The sequence below is a fragment of the Variovorax sp. GW823-FHT04F07 genome (assembly GCF_058795995.1).
In genome coordinates, this window is record NZ_JBXAIG010000002.1 from 718,652 (window position 1) to 739,110 (window position 20,459).

Sequence of the window (20,459 nt, forward strand, 5' to 3'; positions counted from 1 at the left end):
GCCATGACGAAACCTCTTTACGCCCTGGGCGTGCAGGAACTGCACGCCGCCTACGCCGCCAAGGAACTCTCGCCGGTCGAGGTGACGCGCGCGGTCAACGAACGCATCGCGGCCTGCGAGCCGCAGCTGCGCGCCACCTGGCTGTTCCGCCCCGAGGCCGCGCTCGAGCAGGCGCGCGCTTCCGAGGCGCGCTGGCGCGCCGGCACACCGCGCGGCACGCTCGACGGCGTGCCCGTGACCATCAAGGAAAACCTCGCGACCGAGGGCGACCCGATGCCGCTGGGCACCGCCGCCTACGAGCTCGTGCCGGTGACCTACGACTCGCCCCCCGCCGCGCGCCTGAAGGCCGACGGCACGGTGATGGTCGCCAAGACCACGATGCCCGACCTGGGCATGCTGTCGTCGGGCCTGTCGAGCTTTCATGACCTCTCGCGCAACCCGTGGGACACCTCGCGCACGCCGGGCGGTTCCAGCGCGGGGGCCGGCGCGGCCGCCGCCGCAGGCTACGGCCCGCTGCACGTGGGCACCGACATCGGCGGCTCGCTGCGCCTGCCGGCCAGCTGGTGCGGCATCTTCACGCTCAAGCCCAGCTTCGGCCGCATTCCGCTGAGCTCGCCCTACATGGGCCGCTGCGCCGGGCCGATGACGCGCACCGTGGCTGACGCGGCGCTGATGATGGCGTCGGTCGCGCAGCCCGACGACCGCGACTATTCGGAACTGCCGCCGCCCGTGATCGACTGGAACGCCTTCGAGGTCGATCCGTCGTTCCTCAAGGGCAAGCGCGTGGCGCTGCACATGGACGCAGGCTGCGGCCTGCCGCTCGATCCGCAGATCGCGCAGGCCGTGCGCGATGCCGCCAAACGCATCGAGGCGGCCGGCGCGCACGTCGAGGAAATCCCGGCCTTCATGACGCCGCAGATGCTGCAGGGCATGGACCACTTCTGGCGCATGCGCTCGTGCCTCGACATGCAGGCCATGAGCGCCGAACAGCGCGCGAAGATCCTGCCGTACATCCGCGAATGGGCCGAGAGCGCGGCCGGCTTCTCGGGCGCGCACGTCTTCGACGGCTACAGCCAATTCGTCGCCACGCGCGCGGCCACGGTCGCCGCCACCAAGGCCTACGACTTCGTGATCTCGCCGGTGTCGCCCAACATGCCCGCGCCCGCGGACCATGCCTCGCCCACCAACGACCCGATGCGGCCGCTGGAACACATCGGCTTCACGGTGCCCTACAACATGTCGGAGCAGCCGGCCGCGTCGGTCAACTGCGGCTACTCGACCGAAGGCCTGCCCATCGGCCTGCAGGTGGCCGGCCGCCGCTTCGACGACCTGGGCGTGCTGCAGTTCAGCCGCGCCTTCGAACAGATTCGCGACGCCCAGAAGCTCTGGCCTGAACCCATCTGATCCGACCTGATCCGCCACACGGAGACACACCTTCCATGAACGCCACCCACTACATCGACGGCCGCCGCGTGGCGTCCGAAGGCAACGCCACCATCGACGTGATCGACCCGAGCGACGGCCAGAAATTCGGCGAAATCGCGCGCGGCACCGCCGCCGACATCGATGCCGCCGTGCGCGCCGCGCGCCAGGCCATGGGCGAGCACTTCGACGGCCCCTGGGGCGCCACCACCGCGCTCGAGCGCGGCCGGCTGCTCGCCAAGCTCGGCGCCGCCGTGATGCAGCACCACGAAGAGCTGGCGCAACTCGAGGCACGCGACACCGGCAAGGCGCTGCGCGTGGCACGCAACGATGCGACCGCGCTGGCGCGCTACTTCGAGTACTACGCCGGCGCCTGCGACAAGCTGCACGGCGACACCCTGCCCTACGAGCGCGGCTACACCGTGCTCACCGTGCGCATTCCGCACGGCGTGACGGGCCACATCATTCCCTGGAACTACCCGATGCAGATCGCGGGCCGCAGCGTGGGCGCCTCGCTCGCCGCGGGCAACGCCTGCGTGGTCAAGCCGGCGGAAGACGCGAGCCTCTCGCTGCTGCGCCTGGCCGAGATCGCGACCGAGGTCGGCTTTCCGGCCGGTGCGCTCAACGTGGTCACGGGCTACGGCAAGGAAGCCGGCGCCGCGCTGTGCGCGCACCCGGGCATCGACCACATCTCGTTCACCGGCTCGACCATGACCGGCCGCAGCGTGGGCCTGGCCGCGGCCGAGCGCCACTGCCCGGTGACGCTGGAGCTGGGCGGCAAGTCGCCGCAGATCGTGTTCGCCGACGCCGATCTCGACGCGGCCGAGCCCGTGCTGCTCAACGCCATCATCCAGAACGCCGGCCAGACCTGCTCGGCGGGCAGCCGCGTGCTGGTGGAGCAGTCGATCTACGAAGAAGTCGTGCAGCGCCTCGCGAAGCGCTTCACGGCCGTGCGCGCGGGCACGCCCGCCGAAGACCTCGACATGGGCCCGCTCATCAACGAGAAGCAGTTTCGCCAGGTGCGCGACATGGTCGCGACCGCCGAGGCGAGCGGTATGAAGGTGGCGGCGCGCGGCACCGTGTCGCCGCAGGCACCGTCCACCGGCTACTACCAGGAAGCCGTGCTGTTCCGCGACGTGCCGCACGACAGCGACCTGGCCCAGCGCGAGGTCTTCGGCCCGGTGCTGGCCGTGATGCCCTTCGCCGACGAGGCCGAGGCGGTGCGCCTGGCCAACGGCACGGACTTCGGCCTGGTGGCCGGCGTGTGGACGCGCGACGGCGCGCGCCAGCTGCGCATGGCGCACAAGCTGCATTGCGGCCAGGTGTTCGTGAACAATTACGGGGCGGCGGGTGGTGTAGAACTGCCTTTCGGCGGCGTGAAATCGAGCGGCTTCGGCCGCGAGAAGGGCTTCGAGGCCCTGCTCGGCTTCACGACCCTCAAGACCATCGCCATCAAGCACGGATGAATTCATGACCACCACTGAACAGCAACCACAAACCTCGCGCAAAGTCGGCCTCGTCGGCGTCGGCCTCATGGGCCATGGCATCGCCAGCAACATCGTCAAGCACGGCCACCAGCTCACCGTGCTGGAGCACGCAGGCAACCAGCCGATCGACGACCTGCTGAAGGCCGGCGCCACCTCGGTGAAAGACGTGGCCACGCTGGCCGCGCAGGTCGATGTGCTGATCCTGTGCGTGACCGGCACGCCGCAGGTCGAGGCCGTGATGCTGGGCGACAACGGCGCGCTGAGCACGCTGCGCCCCGGCACCGTGGTGATCGACTGCTCCACCGCCGTGCCCGCCTCCACCGCCAAGGTCGCGCAGGCCGTGCTCGCCAAGGGCGGCCGCTTCCTCGACACCCCGATGACCCGCACCGCCAAGGAGGCCGCCGAAGGTCGCCTGAACCTGCTGGTGGGCGGCGACGCCGAGGTGCTGGCCTCGTGCCTGCCGCTGCTGCGCTGCTTTGCAGAGAACGTCACGCACGTCGGCGATGTGGGCGCGGGCCATGCGATGAAGCTGCTGCACAACTTCGTGTCGCTGGGCACCGTGGCACTGCTGTGCGAGGCCGCGGCCTGCGCGCAACGCGCCGGCGTGAAGCCCGAGGTGTTCGTGGACGTGCTCGCCAAAGGCGGCGGCAACGGCGTGGCGCTGGAACGCCTCAAGCCCAAGCTGCTGACGGGCAGCACCGATTCGCTGAAGTTCTCGATGGCGAATGCGAAGAAGGACCTGGGCTACTACAACGACATGGCGGAACAGTCGTCTTCGAGCCATGGCATTGCGCAGGCTGTCGATGCCTTGCTGGCGCACGGGGTCGAAGTGTTCGGGCCGGATCGAATGGTCCTGGATCTGGTCGAAGCGCTGCGCTGAAACTCTTCAGGGCGCGTGCACAGGCCACCGGGTACTTCCCTCCGCGAATCTCCCCCGGCCTGCGGCCTCCTCCTTGATTTCGCTGCGGGAAGCACCCGGTGTCCTGCGCACGATGAGCATGGCTGTGGTGCTGGCCGTTCAGGCGCTGCGGCGAAGTGCCAGCCCCAACCCGCCCGACCGCTTCAGTGTTGTTGGATGGCGGTAGCCAGTTCTGTGCGCACGGCCGCGAACACGGCCGCAGGATCTGGGGCACGCGATATCGGGCGGCCGATGACCACGTGCGTCGCGCCAGCCCCGATGGCCTGCGAGGGCGTCGCAGCCCGCGCGTGGTCATTCTTTTCATCGCCTGGGAGCTGCGTGCCTGGCGTCACGATCAGGGCATCGGGCGGCAGGATCTCGCGAAGCAGCCTCACCTCCAATGGCGACGAAACAACGCCATGGCAACCGGCCGCGGCTGCCAGACGGCCCAGCCGCGCGACCTGCTCTGGAACCGTCGAGGTGACGCCCACCTCTTCCAGGTCCTGGTCGCTCATGCTGGTGATGACCGTGAGCGCAAGCACCTTCAATTGAGGGAATTGGCTCGCGGCCTCGACGGCCGAGCGAAGCACGGCGGAACCGCCTGAGGCGTGCACCGTCACCATCGACGCACCCAGATGTCCGGCTGCGGTGACCGCGCCCGCCACCGAGCTGGGAATTTCCAGCAGCTTGAGATCCAGGAAAACGCTCTTCCCTGCCTCTGCGAGCTCGCGGACGACCGAAGGTCCTGCCGCTGTCAGCAGCTGCAGGCCGACCTTGTAGTGCGTGGTCGCTGCGCCCAGTTGCTTCACGAGGTCCGCCGCCAATGCGGCGGCTGGGAAGTCGAGCGACACGATGATGCGGCTGTCCGTACTCATTGATTTGTCCTCCATGCCGACGCCCCGCGCTCGGAGGAAACTCAGGCTTCCGAACGCTCCACGACCACCTCGCTGATCTGCACCATGGGTTGAATGTCCGTGTAATTGGCGATGTCGCCCCGGATCTCCTCCTGGTGCTGGGCAGAGGCTGCCCGGTAAGCGTCAACGGAAGTGCAGACGAAGTCGCACTTGGCGATGTACGCAGGGTCGGTGCCCACACCACGCCCCGAGATGCCCTTGTCCACCATGTAGTACAGGCACGCTGCGCCGAGCAGTCGTTTCATCATGGGCATGTGCCTCTCGCGGTAGTACGCGTGATCGAACCGCGCGCCTGCGGCGTAGGGGTACATGACACTGACCTTGATCATCGAGATTTCTCCTGGGGTTGCACGCTGGTTGATCGCCTCAAGCGGGGAATCGCGCGCCCGACGCTTCCAAGGGCAGGCGCAGGCCGTTCGTGAGGTAGCTGACGGTGCGATAGAAGCCGGCCAGCATCAGCAGTTCGATGATGGCTTCTTCGCTGAAGTACGTTCGCAACGCGTCCCACAGGCCATCGTCGATGTCGGCGTGCGCGTGCAAGGAGTCGCACAGGCGCAGAAGCACCTGGTCCTCGGCCGACCAGCAGGCGTCGTTCGCCGAAGCCGTGACACTCGCCTGAACCTGCTCTGGCGTCAGGCCAGCGAGCTTTGAGAAGACCGTGACGTGGATGCCCCATTCGTATTCGGATTTGCACAATGCCGTCGTGCGGTGAATCACGATCTCGCGCTGTCGGATGCTCAGGTGGCCTTTGTCCAGCAACCCGCCGGCAAAGAACTTCTGAAACAGACGCGGGTCGCGTGCCAAGGTCGTGAACAGCCGCAAGGGAGGCTGTCCCTTCATCACCCCGTCGAGTGACCTGGAAATGTCTTCACCGAATGGTGGCGTTGCTGGCTCGATGCGTGCGGGCATGCAGACTCCTGATTCAAGGGCCACGCCATCGTAGGTCCGTTGCTGTATAAAGTAAAGCATGACGACACCTCGCATCGGCCACCCAGTTCGCGGTTCCACCACTGGCCGCCCCCTCATGGTCGCGCTGGACCTGCTGGGCCGGCGCACGGCGCTGCGCGTGCTCTGGGAACTTCGGGAGGGCTCGCTGACCTTCAGGGCCCTGCAGGAAGCGTGCGAGACGAACACCCGATTGCTCAACACGCGGCTCACCGAACTGAGGGAAGTCGATCTGGTCGAACATGCCGAAGGTGGCTATCGACTGACGGACGAAGGGCGGCGGCTTTCGAAGGCGCTGAAGCCGTTGTCAGCCTGGGCGGACCAGTGGGGGCGCGGAAAGCGATGAGAAGCGGGGCATCCGCGGCGAATGGCTCCGCCTATGATCAGAAACGTTTTTGTGGAGAAGCCCGTGACCGGCATGTTCGCGCTGCCCAGCCTGTCTCGCAGGTCGTGCGGGACACATCGCGTCAGTGCCTTGGAAAACCTATGAGAAAAATCTTTCCTCTCTGCGCCCTCGTGTTGCTGTCCGCCCTCTCGGGTCAGGCCCTCGCAGGTGCCAATACGGCGCGACTGAACTGCACGGGCAGTCACGCGGGGCAGGCACTCACCTTGGTGGGTGATGTTCCCGCCTCCATCGTGGAGGTCGATCTGAAGCTCTCCTACGGCGGGCAAACCATGCGCCTGGTTTCACCCCAGGCGGAAACCTCCGAGTCCACGGATTTCCGCCATGGCGTCTTCAGGCTGGAAGCTGCGCTGTCCGGTTCGAACAAGCTCCAGCTTCAAGCCAAGCCCAAGAGCATCAAGTACAAAGGCAGCATGGGTGCCGGCAAACTCAACGCCAGCTTTGGCGCCATCCTCAAGAATGCGCCTGAGCCCTTTCAATCCGCGCTGAAAGGGGCCGAGCTCACTTGCATCTATGCATACGAAGTTTGAGCGTGGGCCCACAAATCGTTCAAGCAGGCAAACAGCCGCCGCGCGTTCAACCGCGAGCGCCTCGGCGAACTGCGATGCCTGCGATGGAATGGCCCCCATCTGCGGCCACGACCCGAGGCTGAACCCTTGTTTCTCGCTCGCCCGATGAAGCGGCTGCGTCTCTTTGCCGCCCTGCTGTGGCTCGGCATCGCCCTCGGTCCGGCCCGCGCAGCGCCACCGACCTACCAGGCGCTGTACGCCAACCCGGAACGCGCGTTGCCGATGCAGCCGACCTGGCAACTGCAGCCAGTGGATGCACAGGCGCCACCGTGGGAAGACATCTTCACCTTCACCATCGGCATCGCCCCCAACCTGATCGAACGGGCGCGTTGGCTGAGCCTGAATCCGGGCAAGCACAGCGAGCGCGCCCCCGCGTTGTTCGACGCCCTCGACGGGCGCGTGCTTTTCCTTTCACCGACGGCGCGCAGCTTCTGCGACGGACGCTGGCAGGTCGTGCGGCAGGAATACATCTCCGTCAATCCCGCACTGCAGCCGCTGCACCGGGTGTGGCTGGTGGAGCGAAAGCCCGGCGGCGGGCTGCGCACCACCACGGCCAACGGGCGCATCGATGCGCAAGGCCAGTGGGCCGTTCCGCCCGTGAGTTGCGATGGCAAGGACACGATCTCCGCCGACTCCCCCGCCGCCCTCTCGTACCTGATGCCCGATGGATCCAGGCCCGTGCCCTCCGAGCTGCAGGTGGACACGGTGTTCGCACAGCCCGGCTTGCGCGATGCACGGGGACAGTGGCGCCCCCCCGCCCCGCCGCGGGACATCACCACTGCACGGTGGATGGACTACAAGCGGCAGATGGTGACGCCTGGCTCCACCGGCTCGGGCCTGATCGACGCGCGCGGACGCATGGTGATTCCGTTCATCTTCGGCGAGCGGCCCGATGCCACAGCCCAGCGGCGCATCCAGCTGTGCACCGCCACCGGGCTGGATCTGCAGCGCAACGCCGGCACGCCGCAGGTGTGTCGCTGGCAACGACTGCATGGCAGCAGCAATGCCGGCGCCGCGCTGCGGCCGGTCAAGGACGCGGCCACCGGCCGATGGGGCTACCAGAACGCGCAGGGCCAATGGGCGATCGCGCCGCAGTTCGAATCGGCGCGCCGGTTCCGTCATGGCTACGCCGTCGTCTCGGGTGCGTTCCCAGAGGACTGGCGGCCGCCCGGGTGGCAGGACGAACGGCCGATCATCCGGCAGTTCCACCGCGTGGGCCGCCATTGGGTGGTCGACGCCCTGGTGCGCAACGCATCCACGGGCGGCGCGTGGGAATTACGCTATGGCCTGATGAACGATGCAGGGCAATGGCTTGCCGCCGTGCCGCAGCCCGCGCTGCACGTCACCGTGCTGGTTCCGCCCGGTGGCCGCAGCGGCCACTATGCCGAGATGCTGGCCAGCCACTTGCCCACCCTGCTGGGACGCAGCGTGCAGGTCGATCACGTGCCGACAGCCACCGAGGCCGACTATCGCCGGCTGATGACGGAGGGCGGCAACGAGAAGGTCCTGCTCGCGGCGTTGCGGCTGCCGCGCGGAGGCATCGAGGGCGTGCACCAGGCCGCTCCGATCGATGCGCTGATGCATTCCCTTCGCCCCGTCACGCTGCTGGCATCGGAGCCTCTGGTGCTGGCCATCGACAGCACGAAGGCCGACACGCTGGGCATCCGCAGCACGGACGACCTGCTGGCCTACGCACGGGCCCATCCGGGCAGCCTGCGCATCGGCACGGGCGACGACGGCTGGACGGGCCACCTCGCCTTCGGCCAGTTCCGCGCAGCGAGCGGCGTCGACGTGCAGCGTGTGGTCTTCAAGGGCATGTACCCCGACTCGGACGTCATTACCAAGGAGCATGCGGTGGACCTGCTGTTCGCGCCCGTGAACGGCGTGGCGGTCGCCGTGCGGCGCGGCCAGTTGCGTGTGCTGGGCACCACCGCCGACCCGGCGCACCCGCAAAGCTTCGAGGGCGTGCCGTGGCCGACGCTGGGCTCGAGCGCGCCCTTGAGCGGCTACACGACCTACGACCACTTCAGCCTCTGGGCACCCGCGAATTCGGAGGCCGCGTCCAATCGCACCTTGCAGGAGGCCGTGGCCCAAGTGCTTGCCACGCCCGAGGTGCGCAAGCAGCTGCAGGACCTTCGCGTGGTCGGCGGCGGCGGTTCGCCAGAAAGCCTGCTGGCGCTGGAAGACGAAGAGCGCGAACGCTGGATGCGTGCGCTTTCATCACCGGCGCGTTGAGGGCGTTGAGGGCGCTGTCCCGCACCATCACTCGAACCGTATCTCGGCCACGGTCGGCGCATTCGGCTCCCTGGTCCTGGCATTCGCAATGGCACCGTCTTTCTCGTTCCTGAACCAGTAGCGGCACCCGGTTCGAGAAATCATCGTCACGCACATCGAGCCGTCGGCGTTGAGAACCCATTTGCCCGACGCCTTGCCGGGCCCGCTCTGGTTGACGAAGTCGACGCGGCCATCCGTATAGAACTGCCAGCGCGAGACCATGCCGGTCGACAGATTGCTCGAGACGATGGGTTTGCCGATCAAGGTGCTCTCGACCTCGGCTTTGCTCAGGAACACGCGGCCATGGATGGGTGCGGGCTCCTCGGAGATGGCCGGCACGACGGCGATGCACAGCAGCGCGCGGATGGCGTAACGGGTGAACATGACATGCCCCTCTGACGTCGCGCAGTCGGCATGCGTTCAGCCGAGCGCGTGCGTCCAAGCGCCTGGTTGGCCTGTCGGTAACGCCCGAGGGCGTTACATGGCATTAACTAAAAAGCGCTACTTTTCTGCGCGCCAGATCCAGCCGGCGTACGCGAACGAGGCCTGCTTCTTCCTGCGCGCCACGGCCACGCCGGGAGGCGGTGGCCCGAGGTCGAGACGAGGAAGGCGGCGTTCTTTTTCTGCGACAACACGGCTTGTGCTCCGATGGCCCCTCGGCAAGGTGGCCGAAGGGCGTTGTGGGTGGCCTACGCAAACTCCGTGGCAACGGCGCCGGCGACGGCGGAAGAGCACTGTGAAGGCAACTGTGCAGTGGCTTGTATGGCACTGTGTCGTGCGTACGGTGCCTGTAAACGGCCTGTCGATTTCGCGGGCCCGTTTCGCCTGCCTGCTGTCGCGGATCACAGGTGCTGCCTGCGTGCGAAGCGCGCCGGCCCCTGCACCGTCCAGCCACCGCCGGCCGGATCGAGGTCGCGAAGGCATTGCGTGAGCCCGTTGTCCAGATCGAGGGTGACGCCGATCCGCCAATGCCCGGTGGCGCCGCGCTCCACCTGCAGCACGGCGAAGCCGTTGCCGGTGCCCACGGCCGCCGTGACCATCGTGGCGCCGAAGGCACCCGGCACGGCGCCGAGCTCGACCTGGCCGTCGAGCCAGAACGCGTCGGGCCGCGCATTGACGAAGGTCCAGGGTGCATACAGGCCCGAGGACACGACCGAGATCACCTCCACCGGCCCGCCCGCCGCCTGCAGCCAGAGGCTCGACACGCTCGACATGTGGCGGTCGCCCGACAGCACCACCACGTGGCGCGCGGTGGTGTCGCGCAGCAGTTCGAGCAGCGCGCGCTGCGAGGCCGGGTAGCCGCTCCAGTCGTCCATCCCCAGGCGTTGCGCCGGGTCGCCGAAGACCGCCGCGCGCGGCATCGGGAACAGCGCCACCGGCGACACGATGAACTTGGGCAGTTCGGCGGGCGCAGCCTCGAGCCACTTCTTCAGGTCGCCCATGTCGGCCCCGGCACGGATCGCCGCCTGGTCCAGTGGCGTGGCTTGCGCGTCCCTGCGCAGCGCCCGCCGCTGCCGCGTGCTGCGCGTGTCGAGCATGTAGAACGGAAAACCGGCCGGCGCGATGCGGTAGTCGAAGGGACGCGGGTCGCGCTGCGGGCCGATGCCCCGCACCAGCTTGTGCTGCTGCGCGACGTAGCCGTCGAGCGCGGCGCGCACGGCCGGCGTTCCACAGGGGTCGGGGCCCGGCTCCCAGTCGTCCATCACCTCATGGTCGTCGAGCAGCGGACAGGTCGGCAGCGAGGCCATCACCTGGCGCAGCGCCTCCAGCCTGAAGGTGAGCGCATAGGCCTGGCCGACGTCGTCGCCGCCGGCCGGCACGAAGAGCCCTGCGGTCTGGTCGACATACACCTGGTCGCCGGCCAGCACCAGCAGCTGCGGCTTGTGCGGCGGCGCGAGCACCTCGAGCCGCTGCGCGAGCCGCCGGTACGACGCCTGCGCGGGCACTCGGTCGACCAGGCCCGGCACGTACTGGCAACTGGCGAGCACGAAGCACAGCGAGGCCTGCGCGGGCTCGCCCTCGCGCTGCACGGCGCCCATCCATGCGGGGTCGAGGCGCACCACGGCGCGCTCGCGCTGCGCGTCGGTGGCGGCGTCCAGTGTCTTCATCACCTGGTTGCGGATGGGCTCGATAGGTTCGTCCTGCGGCTGCGCGAACAGCCCGGCCGACAGCCTCCGGCCCAGCACCTCGAGGGGGCCGCGCGCCATGGGCAGGTCGTCGTGCGCTGTCAGCACCGCGAAGCCCTGGTAGTCGGCAAGCCGATCGTCGAACAGGTCGATCTCCACCGCCTCCTGCAGGAGCTTGTCGCGCGTGGTCTCCAGGCCCACCATCCATGCGAAGTCGAAGCGCCAGCGCCCGTCGCGGCGCCACGCGGGCACGAAGACCACGGCGCGCGCCGACACATGCGCGGGCGGCGGACGCAGCGCCAGCCGGCAATGCAGCCGGCCCGCGTTGTCCGCCGACCGGCTCGCAAGGCCGAGCCACGGGCCGGTCCACGGCAGGCTGGCCCGCCAGTCGGGCGGCACCGGATGGCCGCGGCCGGGCTTGTGGTCGAAGGCTTCGAGGAAGCGCACGATGTGCGGGAACACGTCGATGCAGGCCTTCTCGCCGATCAGCGTGTCCTGGTGCCCGTAGTCGCCGAGCACCAGCAGCTGGTGCGGGGTACCTTCGCCGAGGAACAGGTCGCTCCCGGAAGGCTTCGAAGCGTCCGACGGCTCCGGCAGCTGCGGAGGTTCCCGCGGCAGGCCTTCGTCCTTGCCGAACACGCGCTTGAGCAGCCAGAAGCTCTCGTAGGAGCCGCGCCAGTCGAACACTGCGTTGCGCTGCCCGTGCAGCATGAACACCGGAAAGCCGAAGCGCTGGCCGACCTGCTCGAAGCCGACCGAGTGGCCCTGTCCGCCGGCATCGGTCAGCACCTCTTCGCGGGCGTAGTTGCCGACCTGGGCGAGGCCGCGCACCTTCACGAAGCCGTAGATCGAATCGAGCGCATCGAGCGTGTCCTTGCCGATGTTGTGCAGCCGCATGGTCTGGCCGAAGATGGCGTCGGCCCGGTGCCGCACGGCCGCGAAGCCCGGCGCCTCGCGCAGACGCTGCGCCTCCCCGTCGTCGTCGGGGTAGGGAAAGGTCGCCAGCAGGCCGTCGACAAGCAGGCGCTTCATGCGCGTGAGCGTGGGTCGCGTGTCGAACTCGTCGATGCCGATGAACTGCTGCAGGTAGCCCGCCACATAGCCCCGGAAGCGGTTGAAGGCCGTGGCGCGCAGCAGCGGCCCCACCTGCGACAGCACCACCGCGCCGATGGAGGCATGCAGCCCCGGCAGGCGCAGCACCGCCACGCTGAACATGGCGGCGCCGATGCAATGGGCCACCACGTCGATCTGGATGGGCGCCGCTTCGTCGGGCGTTGCATGCGCCGCCTGCACGGTGCGCAGGGCGTCCGGAATGTCGGTCTCGGCCACCTCGTCGAACGACCAATAGCGCCGAGGCCGGTTCGGAAAGCCGATGCTGGTGCGCAGGTCGAGCACCCAGACCTCGCGCCCGGCCGCGAGCAGGCTGTACACCAGGTTGCCGGGAATGCTCTTGTGCGCGAAGGTGGAACCGCTCGCGCCGTAGCCGTGGACCAACATCACGGGCCGCGTGCCCGCGCGGCGCACCGGCGGGTGGTAACGCGACAACAGCCGCGGCGGCGCGCTGCCCGGGCCCGCTGCGGTGACGAGCTCGACCGGCTCGGGCCGCACGCCGTACACCTCGCCGGGCAGGCGCTCCCAGTCGTGCTGCGGCGAGTCGGGCGGCGGCACGAAGTTCAGCAGATGAACCTGCAGCACGATGCGCAGCACCCACAGCGCCAGCTCGGCCAGGTCGGCCAGCTGGTTGGGCATGTCCTGCTGGTGCTCGATGCGCAGCAGGGGTTGCAACGTCTCGACGAAGTACGAAGGGTCCAGCACCAGCCGGCCCAGCGACTTCGGCGCATCGGGGCCGAGCTGATGCAGGTCGCCCTCGCTCAGCTGCCGCCACGGGTTGCCGCCTTCGACGAACGCGATGCGCTTGGTGAGCCGCAGCCGGTCGCCCTCCTTCAGTGGCGCGCCGTGCGCGATGCGCGCCACCGTCCAGTCGTATTCGATGAGGCGCACCTGCCCCAGGTGCGAGCACAGCGCCAGCAGGTCGGCCATGGCGGGGCCTTCAAAAACGGCATCGTCCTCATCGATGGCGCCGCCGGCCGATGCGGCGCGCGCGTCCAGCAGGCTTTGCACCAGCGCCAGCAGCTTCTTGCGTGCCAACCCGTGGCTGCGCAGGATGCGTTCGATGCTGTCGCTCTTCTCGCGCACGAGCATCGATGCGGTGCCGGTGCAATGCGCGACGGGCGCGCGGTCGCCCTTGCCGAAGCGCAGGGTCACCACCGGCTGGGACAGCACGCGCGGCGTCACGCGCAGGGACGGCACGTCGAACGGCTCGAATTCCACTTCGGCGCTCAACGCGAAGGCCTGGCCGTCGATGTGCACGCGGCCCGTCATGCGCTCGCGCAGCGAGACGCGCGTGGGCGCGGGCGCATGGGGACGGGTCAGGTCGCGGCGCAACGGGCGCTGCGACGGCGGCGGCTGCGGCGAACCGGCCAGCGCCAAGCCCCAGTCCTCGGCCAGCACGGGCACCGCGCGCTCGGCCAGCGCGGCGATGGTGAGCGAGGGGTTGATGCCGAGCGACACCGGCACGATCGAGCCATCAAGCACCGCCAGGCCCGGCAGCAGCGACGGCACAGCAGAAGCACCCGCAGCGCCGTCGTAGACGCGGCCCCAGCTGTCGACCACGCCGCGCTCGCACCCGTCGGCCATGCGGCAACCGCCCAGCGGGTGCACGGTCAGCACCGAGCCCACGCCCTCCAGCTGGCCGACCAGGTCGGCGAGGCTGCCGAACGGCGGTATCGGTTTCCACAGCGGGTTGGCCAGCACGCGCCCGCCGAGTCCGCCCGCGCCATCGTGGGCCGCATGCAGTGCGCGCATCTGCGCCTCGAACACGGGCAGTGCGGCCACCTTCGGCCACGCCACACGCACCTGCGCGTCGGCCAGCACGGCGCCCTCGCCGCCATGACCGACGAAGCCGATCTGGCCGGCCGCCCCGTCGTCGCCCATCATTCCGTAGACCGGCGTGCGGCGCAGCATGTCGTCGTCCACGGCCAGCGGATCGCCCCCTTCGTCCGGCGCGTGCAGGTCGAGGTCCATGTGCGCGAGCGCCTGCAGCGCGTCGGTGGTGGTCACCACTTCGGCCAGCAGGCGGCGCAGCGGCGCGGGAATGGCGAACTCCTCGATCACCAGCGGGCGCTCGCCCGGCGTCGCGCAGGTGCGCAGCAACCCGGTGATGGTCGGCCCGATGCTGCGCTGTGCCGGCGCCTCGCCTTCGGGCGCGCTGGACAGCGCTTCGTCGTTCTGCGCCGCCGCCACCGCGATCATGTCGCCGTTGGCCGAGAAGCCGCGGCCCACCGCCAGCGAGACGGGCAGGCCTGCGCCCCTGGAACGCAGCAGCAGCTCGGTGGAGCCCAGCGTGCCGGCGGCCACCACCACCCGCCGCGCGCGCACCACGTAGGGCCGGGCGTTGTCGGTGCGCGCCTTGCGCCGGTCGGTGAAGAAGAACTCGACGGCATAGCCGCCGCCTCCCGGCAGGGCCGCGATGCGGTGCGCGGTGCCGCCGGTGAACAGGCGCGCGCCCCGTGCATGGGCCAGCGCCAGGTAGTTGGTGTCCAGCGATTTCTTGGCGCGGTGGTTGCAGCCGCTCACGCAGTCGCCGCAGCGCAGGCAGCGGTGCATCGCCACCTGGGCCGGCGTGCGCGTGCCGTCGGCGAAGGCGATGGCGACATGGGCCTTGCCGCTCGCCGCATGCAGCCGCGCGCCGGCCTTCAGCAGGGAGTCGAGCTTCGACACGCTCTCGGGGATCTGCTCCAGCGCCAGCATGGCCTCTGCCTTGCCGTAGCCCTGCGCGAGCGCGGCAAGGTCCAGGCCCACGGGCCAGGCGCCGCCCTCAAAGGCATCGGGCGTGGCGCGCTCCATCACCGCCGCATTGATGAGCGACCCACCGCCCAGCCCGTTGCCGAGCAGCGCGTTCACTTCGCCGCCCAGGCGCAGATCGAACAGCCCCGAGGCGTTGCCGCGCGCGGGCCGGCCGTCCTGCATGCTGAAGCGCACGTGCCCCGGCAGCTCGGCGAAGGTGGCCGGAAATTCGCCCGGCAGGTATTCGCTGCCGCGCTCCAGCACGTAGACCTTGATCGGCACGGCGCCCGGTGCGATGCCGGGCGCCGCGTCCAGCGACAGCGCGCCCGCCAGCCGTGCCGCCGCCACCGCGCCGCCGTAGCCGCTGCCGATGACCAGCACATCGCAGTGCAGCGCGTCGGGCGGCGCCGCGGCGATCTCGCGCACCAGCACCTCGGCGCCCTGCGAGAGCAGGCGGTCGCCGGGGACATCGTCATCGTCGCGGCCACCGTCGTTCATGTTCGGCTCCTCGCGGAAGGGATCGCGGATTCAGGAATGCTCGATGGCCGCGGCCAGCGCGCGGCCGAGCGTCTGGTCGTCGACAGGTTTGCGCAGCAGCGGCAGCGCCTGCCGCCGCGCCGCCTCGACCACCGCCGGGTCGGTGTCGGCCGTGACCATGACGATGGGCAGCGCCGGCTGTGCGCCGCGCTGCGCGCGCAGGCGCCCGGCGGCATCGAAACCCGAGACGCCGCCGCCGAGCCGGCAGTCGAGCACCACCGCATCGGGCGCGTCGACCTGCGCCAGCGCCTCGTCGAGCGTGGCGGCGGACAGCACGCGGCAGCCCATCGCGCCCAGCGCGTTGAGGTAGGCGCCGCGCACCATCGGGTCGTCCTCCAGCACCAGCACGCAGCGCCCGGCCAGGCTCCACGGCGCGTCGGCGCCGTCACCCTCGCAGCCGTCGGCACCGACAGGCGCGGCGCGCGGCAGCCGCAGGCGAAAGCAGGCGCCCGCGCCGAGGCGGGACTCGAGCTCGACCGGCACGCCCAGCAGCTCGGCCATCCGCCGCACGATGCCCAGGCCCAGGCCATGCCCCGCGGCAGGCGCGGTGCCGGAGCCCGTTGCCTGGAGTTGCACCAGGTCCTCGAACACGAGCCGGTGGTTCTCGGGGGCGATGCCGGGGCCGCTGTCCTGCACGGTCAGCTCGACCCCGGCATCCGATGCATCCAATGGGTCCTGCGTGCGGACCCGCACCTCGACCTGCCCGCCCGCGGGCGAGAACTTGATCGCGTTGTCCACGAGGTTGGCCAGCATGCGGCGCAGCAGGTCGGGGTCGGTGCGCACCGCCAGGCCGGGCGGACAGTCGGTGTGCAGACCGACCCGGCGCGCCGCCGCCGCGGCGCCGAAGCTGGCCATCACGGCGGTCAGCAGCCGGTCGATCTGCACGCGCTGCGGCTGGGCCACCACCACGCCGGCATCGAGTTTCGAGACGTCGAGCAACGCATCGAGCATGGCGCGCAGCTGCTCCAGGCTGCTGTCGACCACCTCGACGATCGCGCGCGCATCGGGCGCCATCGCCACGTGGCGCAGCGCCCCCACGTTGAGCGCCATCGCCTGCAGCGGCTGGCGCAGGTCGTGGCTGGCGCCGGCCAGGAAGCGGCTCTTGTCGTTGTTGGCGCGCACCGCCTGGTCGCGCGCGATGGCCAGCTGCGCGCGCTCGAACTCCAGCGAGGTGGCCAGCGCCTGGTTCTCGGCGCGGATGCCGAACGACTCCTCGAAGGTCTGCAGGTTGCGCCGGGCAAAACGCGTCTGCACGCCGAAGAACATCAGCACCAGCGCGGCCACGCCCCCGCCGAGCCAGCCGCCGGCCACCAGCCACATGGCGGCCGTGGGCACGAAGAGCAGCCCTGCGTAGGCCAGGAAGGCGGGCATCACGGTCGCGCTGGTCGACACGGCGCCCGCGCCCCAGGACACCAGGATCATCGTGAGGACCGCGTCCAGCGTCGGGTCGAGCCGGGCCATGAACAGCGCCGCGGAGCCGTTGCAGGCGCCGATCAGCACGTTCCAGTGCACGGTGGCGCGCAGCCGCGCGGCGATGGGGCGGGCGCGGTCGGCGGCCATGCGCGCGAGCGCGGCGGCGCGCCACTCGCGGCTGGCGATCACCGCCGCGAACCAGCCGAGCACCCAGGGCGTCGGCACGTCGCGCCAGACGATGGCCGCGACGACGACGGCGGTGAGCAGGATCTGCCAGCGCAACCCCACGGCCTGCTCGGCGACGACCTGCAGGCGCCGTTCGTCCAGATCGTCCAGCGCGGCCGGCATGCTCACGCAGCCTCGAGCGCCCATGCCGCCTGCGCGTCGAAGACGCGGCACATGGCATCGGTGCGGTTGCGCGCGCCGAGCGCCCGGTAGACCATCGACAGGTGCACCTTCACGGTGCCCTCGGCAATCAGCAGCTGGCGCGCGATCAGCTTGACCGGCATGCCCCGCATCGCCAGCGCCAGCACCTCGCGCTGGCGCGGCGACAGCTCGACGCGCAGGAAGCCCGCGAGGTCTTCGCGCGACAGCTCGTCGGGGTCGCGCGCGCGGGTCACGTCGTCGGCCAGCACGAACTCGGCCGGCAGGTAGATCTTGTGGCGCAGCACCACGCGCAGGGCGGCCTCCATGTCCTCGAGCCGGTACGACTTGGGAATGAAGCCGGCCGCGCCGGCCTCGATGACCTCGCGCACGCGCTGCGGCGAACTTTCCGCCGACTGCATGCACACGGGCGTGGCCTCGAAATGCGCCTTCACGGCCTTGAGCGCCGCCAACCCGGACAGCTGGGGCAGGTGGTAGTCGAGCAGCAGCAGATCGATGCCGGTGGGGTCACGCTGGCAGGCCTGCTCGGCGTCCCGCACTGCGTCGAAATGGAAGGGACGGCCGGGTTCGATCTCGGCGGCCATGCGCTCCAGCAGCAGGCGCGTGCCGTTCCAGACGATCTCGTGGTCATCGACCAGCAGAACCTTCATACAGGCCTCTCGTCTACGGTGACCCTCCCCGTCCTGAATGCAGATTAGCGCAAAGCCCCCCAAGAAGCGAGCGTGCGCACCTACACCAAAGGCCTAGTCGGACGGCCACGTCGGGGACTAGGCGCTGCGCGCAATGGTTGCGGCGGGCGCCGCGCGGAAAACTGGCTGCATCGATCGCCACTTCGCATCCGATGCACCGAGGTCCGCCATGAACACCCCCCCATCTCTTGCCGCGCTGCGTGCCGCATGGGAGCCCCTTGCGTGCCGCTTGTGCATCCTGGCGCTGCAGCATGTGGCGCTCGCCCGCTGGCTGTGCGCCGCAGCCATGCTCGCCGTCTCGCTGCTCGCTGGCTGCGCTGCATTGCCCAACGAGGTACCCCGTGTCGCGTCGCACGCGCGCACCGACCTCGGGGACAGCCCCCTGGCACGCATCGCCGCCGCGTCGCTGCCGGCTGCGGACAGCGCGATGTCCGCGATGTCCGATGCATCCGGCGTGCGCCTGCTACCGGGCGGCGACCAGGCCTTCGACGCACGCATCGCACTCGCGCAGGCCGCACAACACACCGTCGACGCGCAGTACTACGTGGTGGCCCCAGACAGCGCGGGGCGGCAGTTCCTGCGCGAGCTGCGCGACGCAGCGCAGCGCGGCGTGCGCGTGCGCCTGCTGGTCGACGACCTGTACGCGGGCGGAGACGACGAGATGCTGGCCGGGCTGGCCGCGCACGCCAACGTCGAGGTGCGCGTCTTCAACCCGCTGCCGGTGCGCAGCGGTGGCCTGCGCACGCGCGTGCTGCTGTCGCTGCACGAGATCGGTCGCGTGAACCGGCGCATGCACAACAAGCTCTTCATTGCCGACAACAGCTTCGCCATCACCGGCGGACGCAACATCGCCGACGAGTACTTCGGACGCAGCAAGCCGGCGAACTTCATCGACATGGACGCACTGGTGGCCGGGCCGGCGGTGCGCGCGCTGTCGGCGAGCTTCGACGCCTTCTGGAACGGACCGTTGTCGTACCCCTTCGAGGCCATTGCGGCCAGCGGCTCCCCGGCACCGGCTCCTGCGCGCGAACGCTTCGCTGCGCTGGTGCGCGACCTCGGGCGCGTCATGCCGCCTGCCGACGAACCCGATGCACTGGGACGTGGCCCCGTCGGCGCGCAGCTGGCGCAGGGGCGCGTCGCGCTGGTGCCTGCGCAGGTGCGCGTGGTCGCGGACGCGGCGGTGCCAGGCCGCTTCGCTGCTGATGCCGGCGGCAACGTCGAAGAAGCCGCAGCGCCCCAAGGCCGCGAGGGCGCGGTCATGGCCGCGAACCTCGACCTCTTCCGGACCGCGCGCTCGGAGGTGCTCGTCGTCTCGCCCTACTTCGTGCCCATGCCCCGCATGATCGGGGCGCTGAGCCATGCGAGCCGCGAGGGCGCGCGCGTGTCGCTGATGACCAATTCGCTCGCCACCACCGACGAACCGCTCGTGCACTACGGCTACGCGCGCTACCGCAGCGCCCTCTTGCAGATGGGCGCCATCCTGTATGAGCTGATGCCGGCCAGCGAAGCGCATCCCGCCTGGAGCGACACCGAAAGCGGCCGCGGCTCGCTCGGGCGCCTGCACGCCAAGCTGGCGGTGGTCGACCGGCGATGGTTCTACGTGGGGTCGATGAACATGGACCGGCGCTCGGCGCACTGCAACACCGAACTGGGCCTGATCGTCGACAGCCCCGCGCTTGCAGGCGAGCTGGCGGACCTGATCCAGCGCGTGCGCATGCCCGCGAGCTTCACCGTGAGCGAGGTACCTCTGCGAGGCGGCTTGCAATGGAGCTTCCTGCGCGACGGACGTCGCTGGGTGCTTCACCGGGAGCCCGAATCGAACTGGGCCCAACGACTGCGCTGGTCCGTGCTGTCGCTGGTGGTGGACGAAGATTTTCTGTAACCCGGCTTACGCAAACTGCCACATGACGCTCTTCGAAAGAGCGGCGCTTTCGTGCAAGAAATAGATCACTGCACGCGTGGCCCGGGACTACCATTCCATCGTTCACGTGCGGTTCGGCACGAGACTGCCGCGGACTGTTTGCTCACTCGTGCCGCAAGGAGAGTCGCGATGGCAAGTCCGATGAACGTCAACAAGCTTCAGACGAAATCCCATGACGAACCGGATGAGGTTCGGGAGCCCGAGAAGACCCGGGTCGAAGTGGTCCGCCTCGAGGGCTACACGCTCGGACGCTTCAAGTTCGAGCCCGGATGGCGCTGGTCGAAGTGCATCAAGCCGGTCGTGGGCACGGACAGTTGCCAGGTGGCTCACGTCGGGTACGCGGTCTCCGGCCGGATCACCGTGCAAATGAACGACGGCTCGCAGACCATCATCGAGGAAGGCATGTCGTACACCATTCCGCCGGGTCACGACGCATGGGTCGAAGGCAACACTCCGTTCGTCGGCCTGGAGATGATGAGCGCAGAGGAATACGCAAAGTCCAAAAGCTGACCCGAGGTGAGAGGCCTTGGGAAGGGACTTCTTCGGGATGGTCGAACGGGGCGTGACACTCGCGACCGTCCGGCTCACGCGCCCGGGTCTACGGATTGCGTGGGCGGCGAGCCGGGCGCCG

General features: G+C 69.6%; 15 protein-coding genes. 8 read left to right on the forward strand and 7 right to left on the reverse strand.

Translation table 11 applies throughout. The annotated features are described in order from the left end of the window. The first annotated feature begins 3 nt into the window (after positions 1-3). From AC1RAA_RS12520 to AC1RAA_RS12530, 3 genes are read left to right on the forward strand one after another with little or no spacing between them, the layout of a single operon-like run. Positions 4-1,404: an amidase gene (locus tag AC1RAA_RS12520; RefSeq protein WP_492729018.1), complete on the forward strand. Its 1,401-nt coding sequence runs from the start codon at positions 4-6 to the stop codon at positions 1,402-1,404. 35 nt (positions 1,405-1,439) lie between these two features. Then, positions 1,440-2,888 carry an aldehyde dehydrogenase family protein gene (locus tag AC1RAA_RS12525; RefSeq protein ID WP_095946731.1) on the forward strand — a complete coding sequence of 483 codons (1,449 nt, stop codon included), beginning with the start codon at positions 1,440-1,442 and terminating at the stop codon, positions 2,886-2,888. Positions 2,889-2,892: 4 nt separating this feature from the next. Further along, on the forward strand, positions 2,893-3,789 hold the full coding sequence (locus AC1RAA_RS12530; protein WP_447741999.1) for an NAD(P)-dependent oxidoreductase: 897 nt from the start codon (positions 2,893-2,895) through the stop codon (positions 3,787-3,789). Between the two features lie 182 nt (positions 3,790-3,971). On the opposite strand, the gene pyrF is transcribed toward AC1RAA_RS12530, so the two are convergent. Genes pyrF through AC1RAA_RS12545 form a run of 3 tightly spaced genes read right to left on the reverse strand, consistent with a single transcriptional unit; the run spans position 3,972 to position 5,630 of the window. After that, positions 3,972-4,682 (reverse strand): orotidine-5'-phosphate decarboxylase, encoded by a 711-nt coding sequence (gene pyrF / locus AC1RAA_RS12535; protein WP_492729016.1) that lies wholly within the window; start codon positions 4,680-4,682, stop codon positions 3,972-3,974. 41 nt (positions 4,683-4,723) lie between these two features. Continuing rightward, the gene (locus AC1RAA_RS12540) at positions 4,724-5,050 is read right to left on the reverse strand and encodes an EthD family reductase (RefSeq protein WP_492729014.1); all 327 of its coding nucleotides are present in this window, start codon (positions 5,048-5,050) and stop codon (positions 4,724-4,726) included. 37 nt (positions 5,051-5,087) lie between these two features. Continuing rightward, entirely contained in the window at positions 5,088-5,630 is a 543-nt protein-coding gene (locus AC1RAA_RS12545; protein WP_172438230.1) for a carboxymuconolactone decarboxylase family protein, read from the reverse strand. A 115-nt stretch (positions 5,631-5,745) separates the two neighbouring features. Between AC1RAA_RS12545 and AC1RAA_RS12550 the strand changes: the two genes are divergently transcribed. The 3 genes from AC1RAA_RS12550 (at position 5,746) to AC1RAA_RS12560 (ending at position 8,873) form a co-directional block, all read left to right on the forward strand. After that, positions 5,746-6,012 carry a winged helix-turn-helix transcriptional regulator gene (locus tag AC1RAA_RS12550; protein ID WP_216360029.1) on the forward strand — a complete coding sequence of 89 codons (267 nt, stop codon included), beginning with the start codon at positions 5,746-5,748 and terminating at the stop codon, positions 6,010-6,012. 140 nt (positions 6,013-6,152) lie between these two features. After that, on the forward strand, positions 6,153-6,599 hold the full coding sequence (locus AC1RAA_RS12555; RefSeq protein ID WP_062479342.1) for a hypothetical protein: 447 nt from the start codon (positions 6,153-6,155) through the stop codon (positions 6,597-6,599). Between the two features lie 144 nt (positions 6,600-6,743). Then, positions 6,744-8,873, forward strand: a complete 2,130-nt coding sequence (locus AC1RAA_RS12560; protein WP_492740574.1) for a tripartite tricarboxylate transporter substrate-binding protein — start codon at positions 6,744-6,746, stop codon at positions 8,871-8,873. 27 nt (positions 8,874-8,900) lie between these two features. Here the strand turns inward: AC1RAA_RS12560 and AC1RAA_RS12565 are convergent, their stop codons facing one another. From AC1RAA_RS12565 to AC1RAA_RS12580, 4 genes are all read right to left on the reverse strand, one after another. Further along, complete coding sequence (locus AC1RAA_RS12565; protein ID WP_062479336.1) at positions 8,901-9,296, reverse strand: hypothetical protein; 396 nt, start codon at positions 9,294-9,296, stop codon at positions 8,901-8,903. Positions 9,297-9,754: 458 nt separating this feature from the next. Further along, positions 9,755-15,382: an alkaline phosphatase D family protein gene (locus AC1RAA_RS12570; RefSeq protein ID WP_492729008.1), complete on the reverse strand. Its 5,628-nt coding sequence runs from the start codon at positions 15,380-15,382 to the stop codon at positions 9,755-9,757. A 30-nt stretch (positions 15,383-15,412) separates the two neighbouring features. After that, positions 15,413-17,182: a hybrid sensor histidine kinase/response regulator gene (locus AC1RAA_RS12575; protein WP_492729832.1), complete on the reverse strand. Its 1,770-nt coding sequence runs from the start codon at positions 17,180-17,182 to the stop codon at positions 15,413-15,415. A gap of 2 nt (positions 17,183-17,184) precedes the next feature. Next, the gene (locus AC1RAA_RS12580; protein ID WP_492729006.1) at positions 17,185-17,868 is read right to left on the reverse strand and encodes a response regulator; all 684 of its coding nucleotides are present in this window, start codon (positions 17,866-17,868) and stop codon (positions 17,185-17,187) included. Positions 17,869-18,076: 208 nt separating this feature from the next. On the opposite strand from AC1RAA_RS12580, the gene AC1RAA_RS12585 reads away from it, so the two are divergent. Together AC1RAA_RS12585 and AC1RAA_RS12590 are read left to right on the forward strand one after the other, a co-directional pair. Further along, complete coding sequence (locus AC1RAA_RS12585) at positions 18,077-19,789, forward strand: phospholipase D-like domain-containing protein (protein WP_492729004.1); 1,713 nt, start codon at positions 18,077-18,079, stop codon at positions 19,787-19,789. Positions 19,790-19,957: 168 nt separating this feature from the next. Further along, a complete protein-coding gene (locus tag AC1RAA_RS12590; RefSeq protein ID WP_492729002.1) occupies positions 19,958-20,338 on the forward strand; it encodes a cupin domain-containing protein in 381 nt (126 codons plus the stop codon). Positions 20,339-20,459: the final 121 nt, after the last annotated feature.

Excerpts from the sequence above, each read along its gene's own strand:
- AC1RAA_RS12520 (WP_492729018.1), top strand. The coding sequence starts at position 4 with ATGACGAAACCTCTTTACGCCCTGGGCGTGCAGGAACTGCACGCCGCC.
- AC1RAA_RS12525 (WP_095946731.1), top strand. The coding sequence starts at position 1,440 with ATGAACGCCACCCACTACATCGACGGCCGCCGCGTGGCGTCCGAAGGC.
- AC1RAA_RS12530 (WP_447741999.1), top strand. The coding sequence starts at position 2,893 with ATGACCACCACTGAACAGCAACCACAAACCTCGCGCAAAGTCGGCCTC.
- pyrF (WP_492729016.1), bottom strand. The coding sequence starts at position 4,682 with ATGAGTACGGACAGCCGCATCATCGTGTCGCTCGACTTCCCAGCCGCC.
- AC1RAA_RS12540 (WP_492729014.1), bottom strand. The coding sequence starts at position 5,050 with ATGATCAAGGTCAGTGTCATGTACCCCTACGCCGCAGGCGCGCGGTTC.
- AC1RAA_RS12545 (WP_172438230.1), bottom strand. The coding sequence starts at position 5,630 with ATGCCCGCACGCATCGAGCCAGCAACGCCACCATTCGGTGAAGACATT.
- AC1RAA_RS12550 (WP_216360029.1), top strand. The coding sequence starts at position 5,746 with ATGGTCGCGCTGGACCTGCTGGGCCGGCGCACGGCGCTGCGCGTGCTC.
- AC1RAA_RS12555 (WP_062479342.1), top strand. The coding sequence starts at position 6,153 with ATGAGAAAAATCTTTCCTCTCTGCGCCCTCGTGTTGCTGTCCGCCCTC.
- AC1RAA_RS12560 (WP_492740574.1), top strand. The coding sequence starts at position 6,744 with ATGAAGCGGCTGCGTCTCTTTGCCGCCCTGCTGTGGCTCGGCATCGCC.
- AC1RAA_RS12565 (WP_062479336.1), bottom strand. The coding sequence starts at position 9,296 with ATGTTCACCCGTTACGCCATCCGCGCGCTGCTGTGCATCGCCGTCGTG.
- AC1RAA_RS12570 (WP_492729008.1), bottom strand. The coding sequence starts at position 15,382 with ATGAACGACGGTGGCCGCGACGATGACGATGTCCCCGGCGACCGCCTG.
- AC1RAA_RS12575 (WP_492729832.1), bottom strand. The coding sequence starts at position 17,182 with ATGCCGGCCGCGCTGGACGATCTGGACGAACGGCGCCTGCAGGTCGTC.
- AC1RAA_RS12580 (WP_492729006.1), bottom strand. The coding sequence starts at position 17,868 with ATGAAGGTTCTGCTGGTCGATGACCACGAGATCGTCTGGAACGGCACG.
- AC1RAA_RS12585 (WP_492729004.1), top strand. The coding sequence starts at position 18,077 with ATGAACACCCCCCCATCTCTTGCCGCGCTGCGTGCCGCATGGGAGCCC.
- AC1RAA_RS12590 (WP_492729002.1), top strand. The coding sequence starts at position 19,958 with ATGGCAAGTCCGATGAACGTCAACAAGCTTCAGACGAAATCCCATGAC.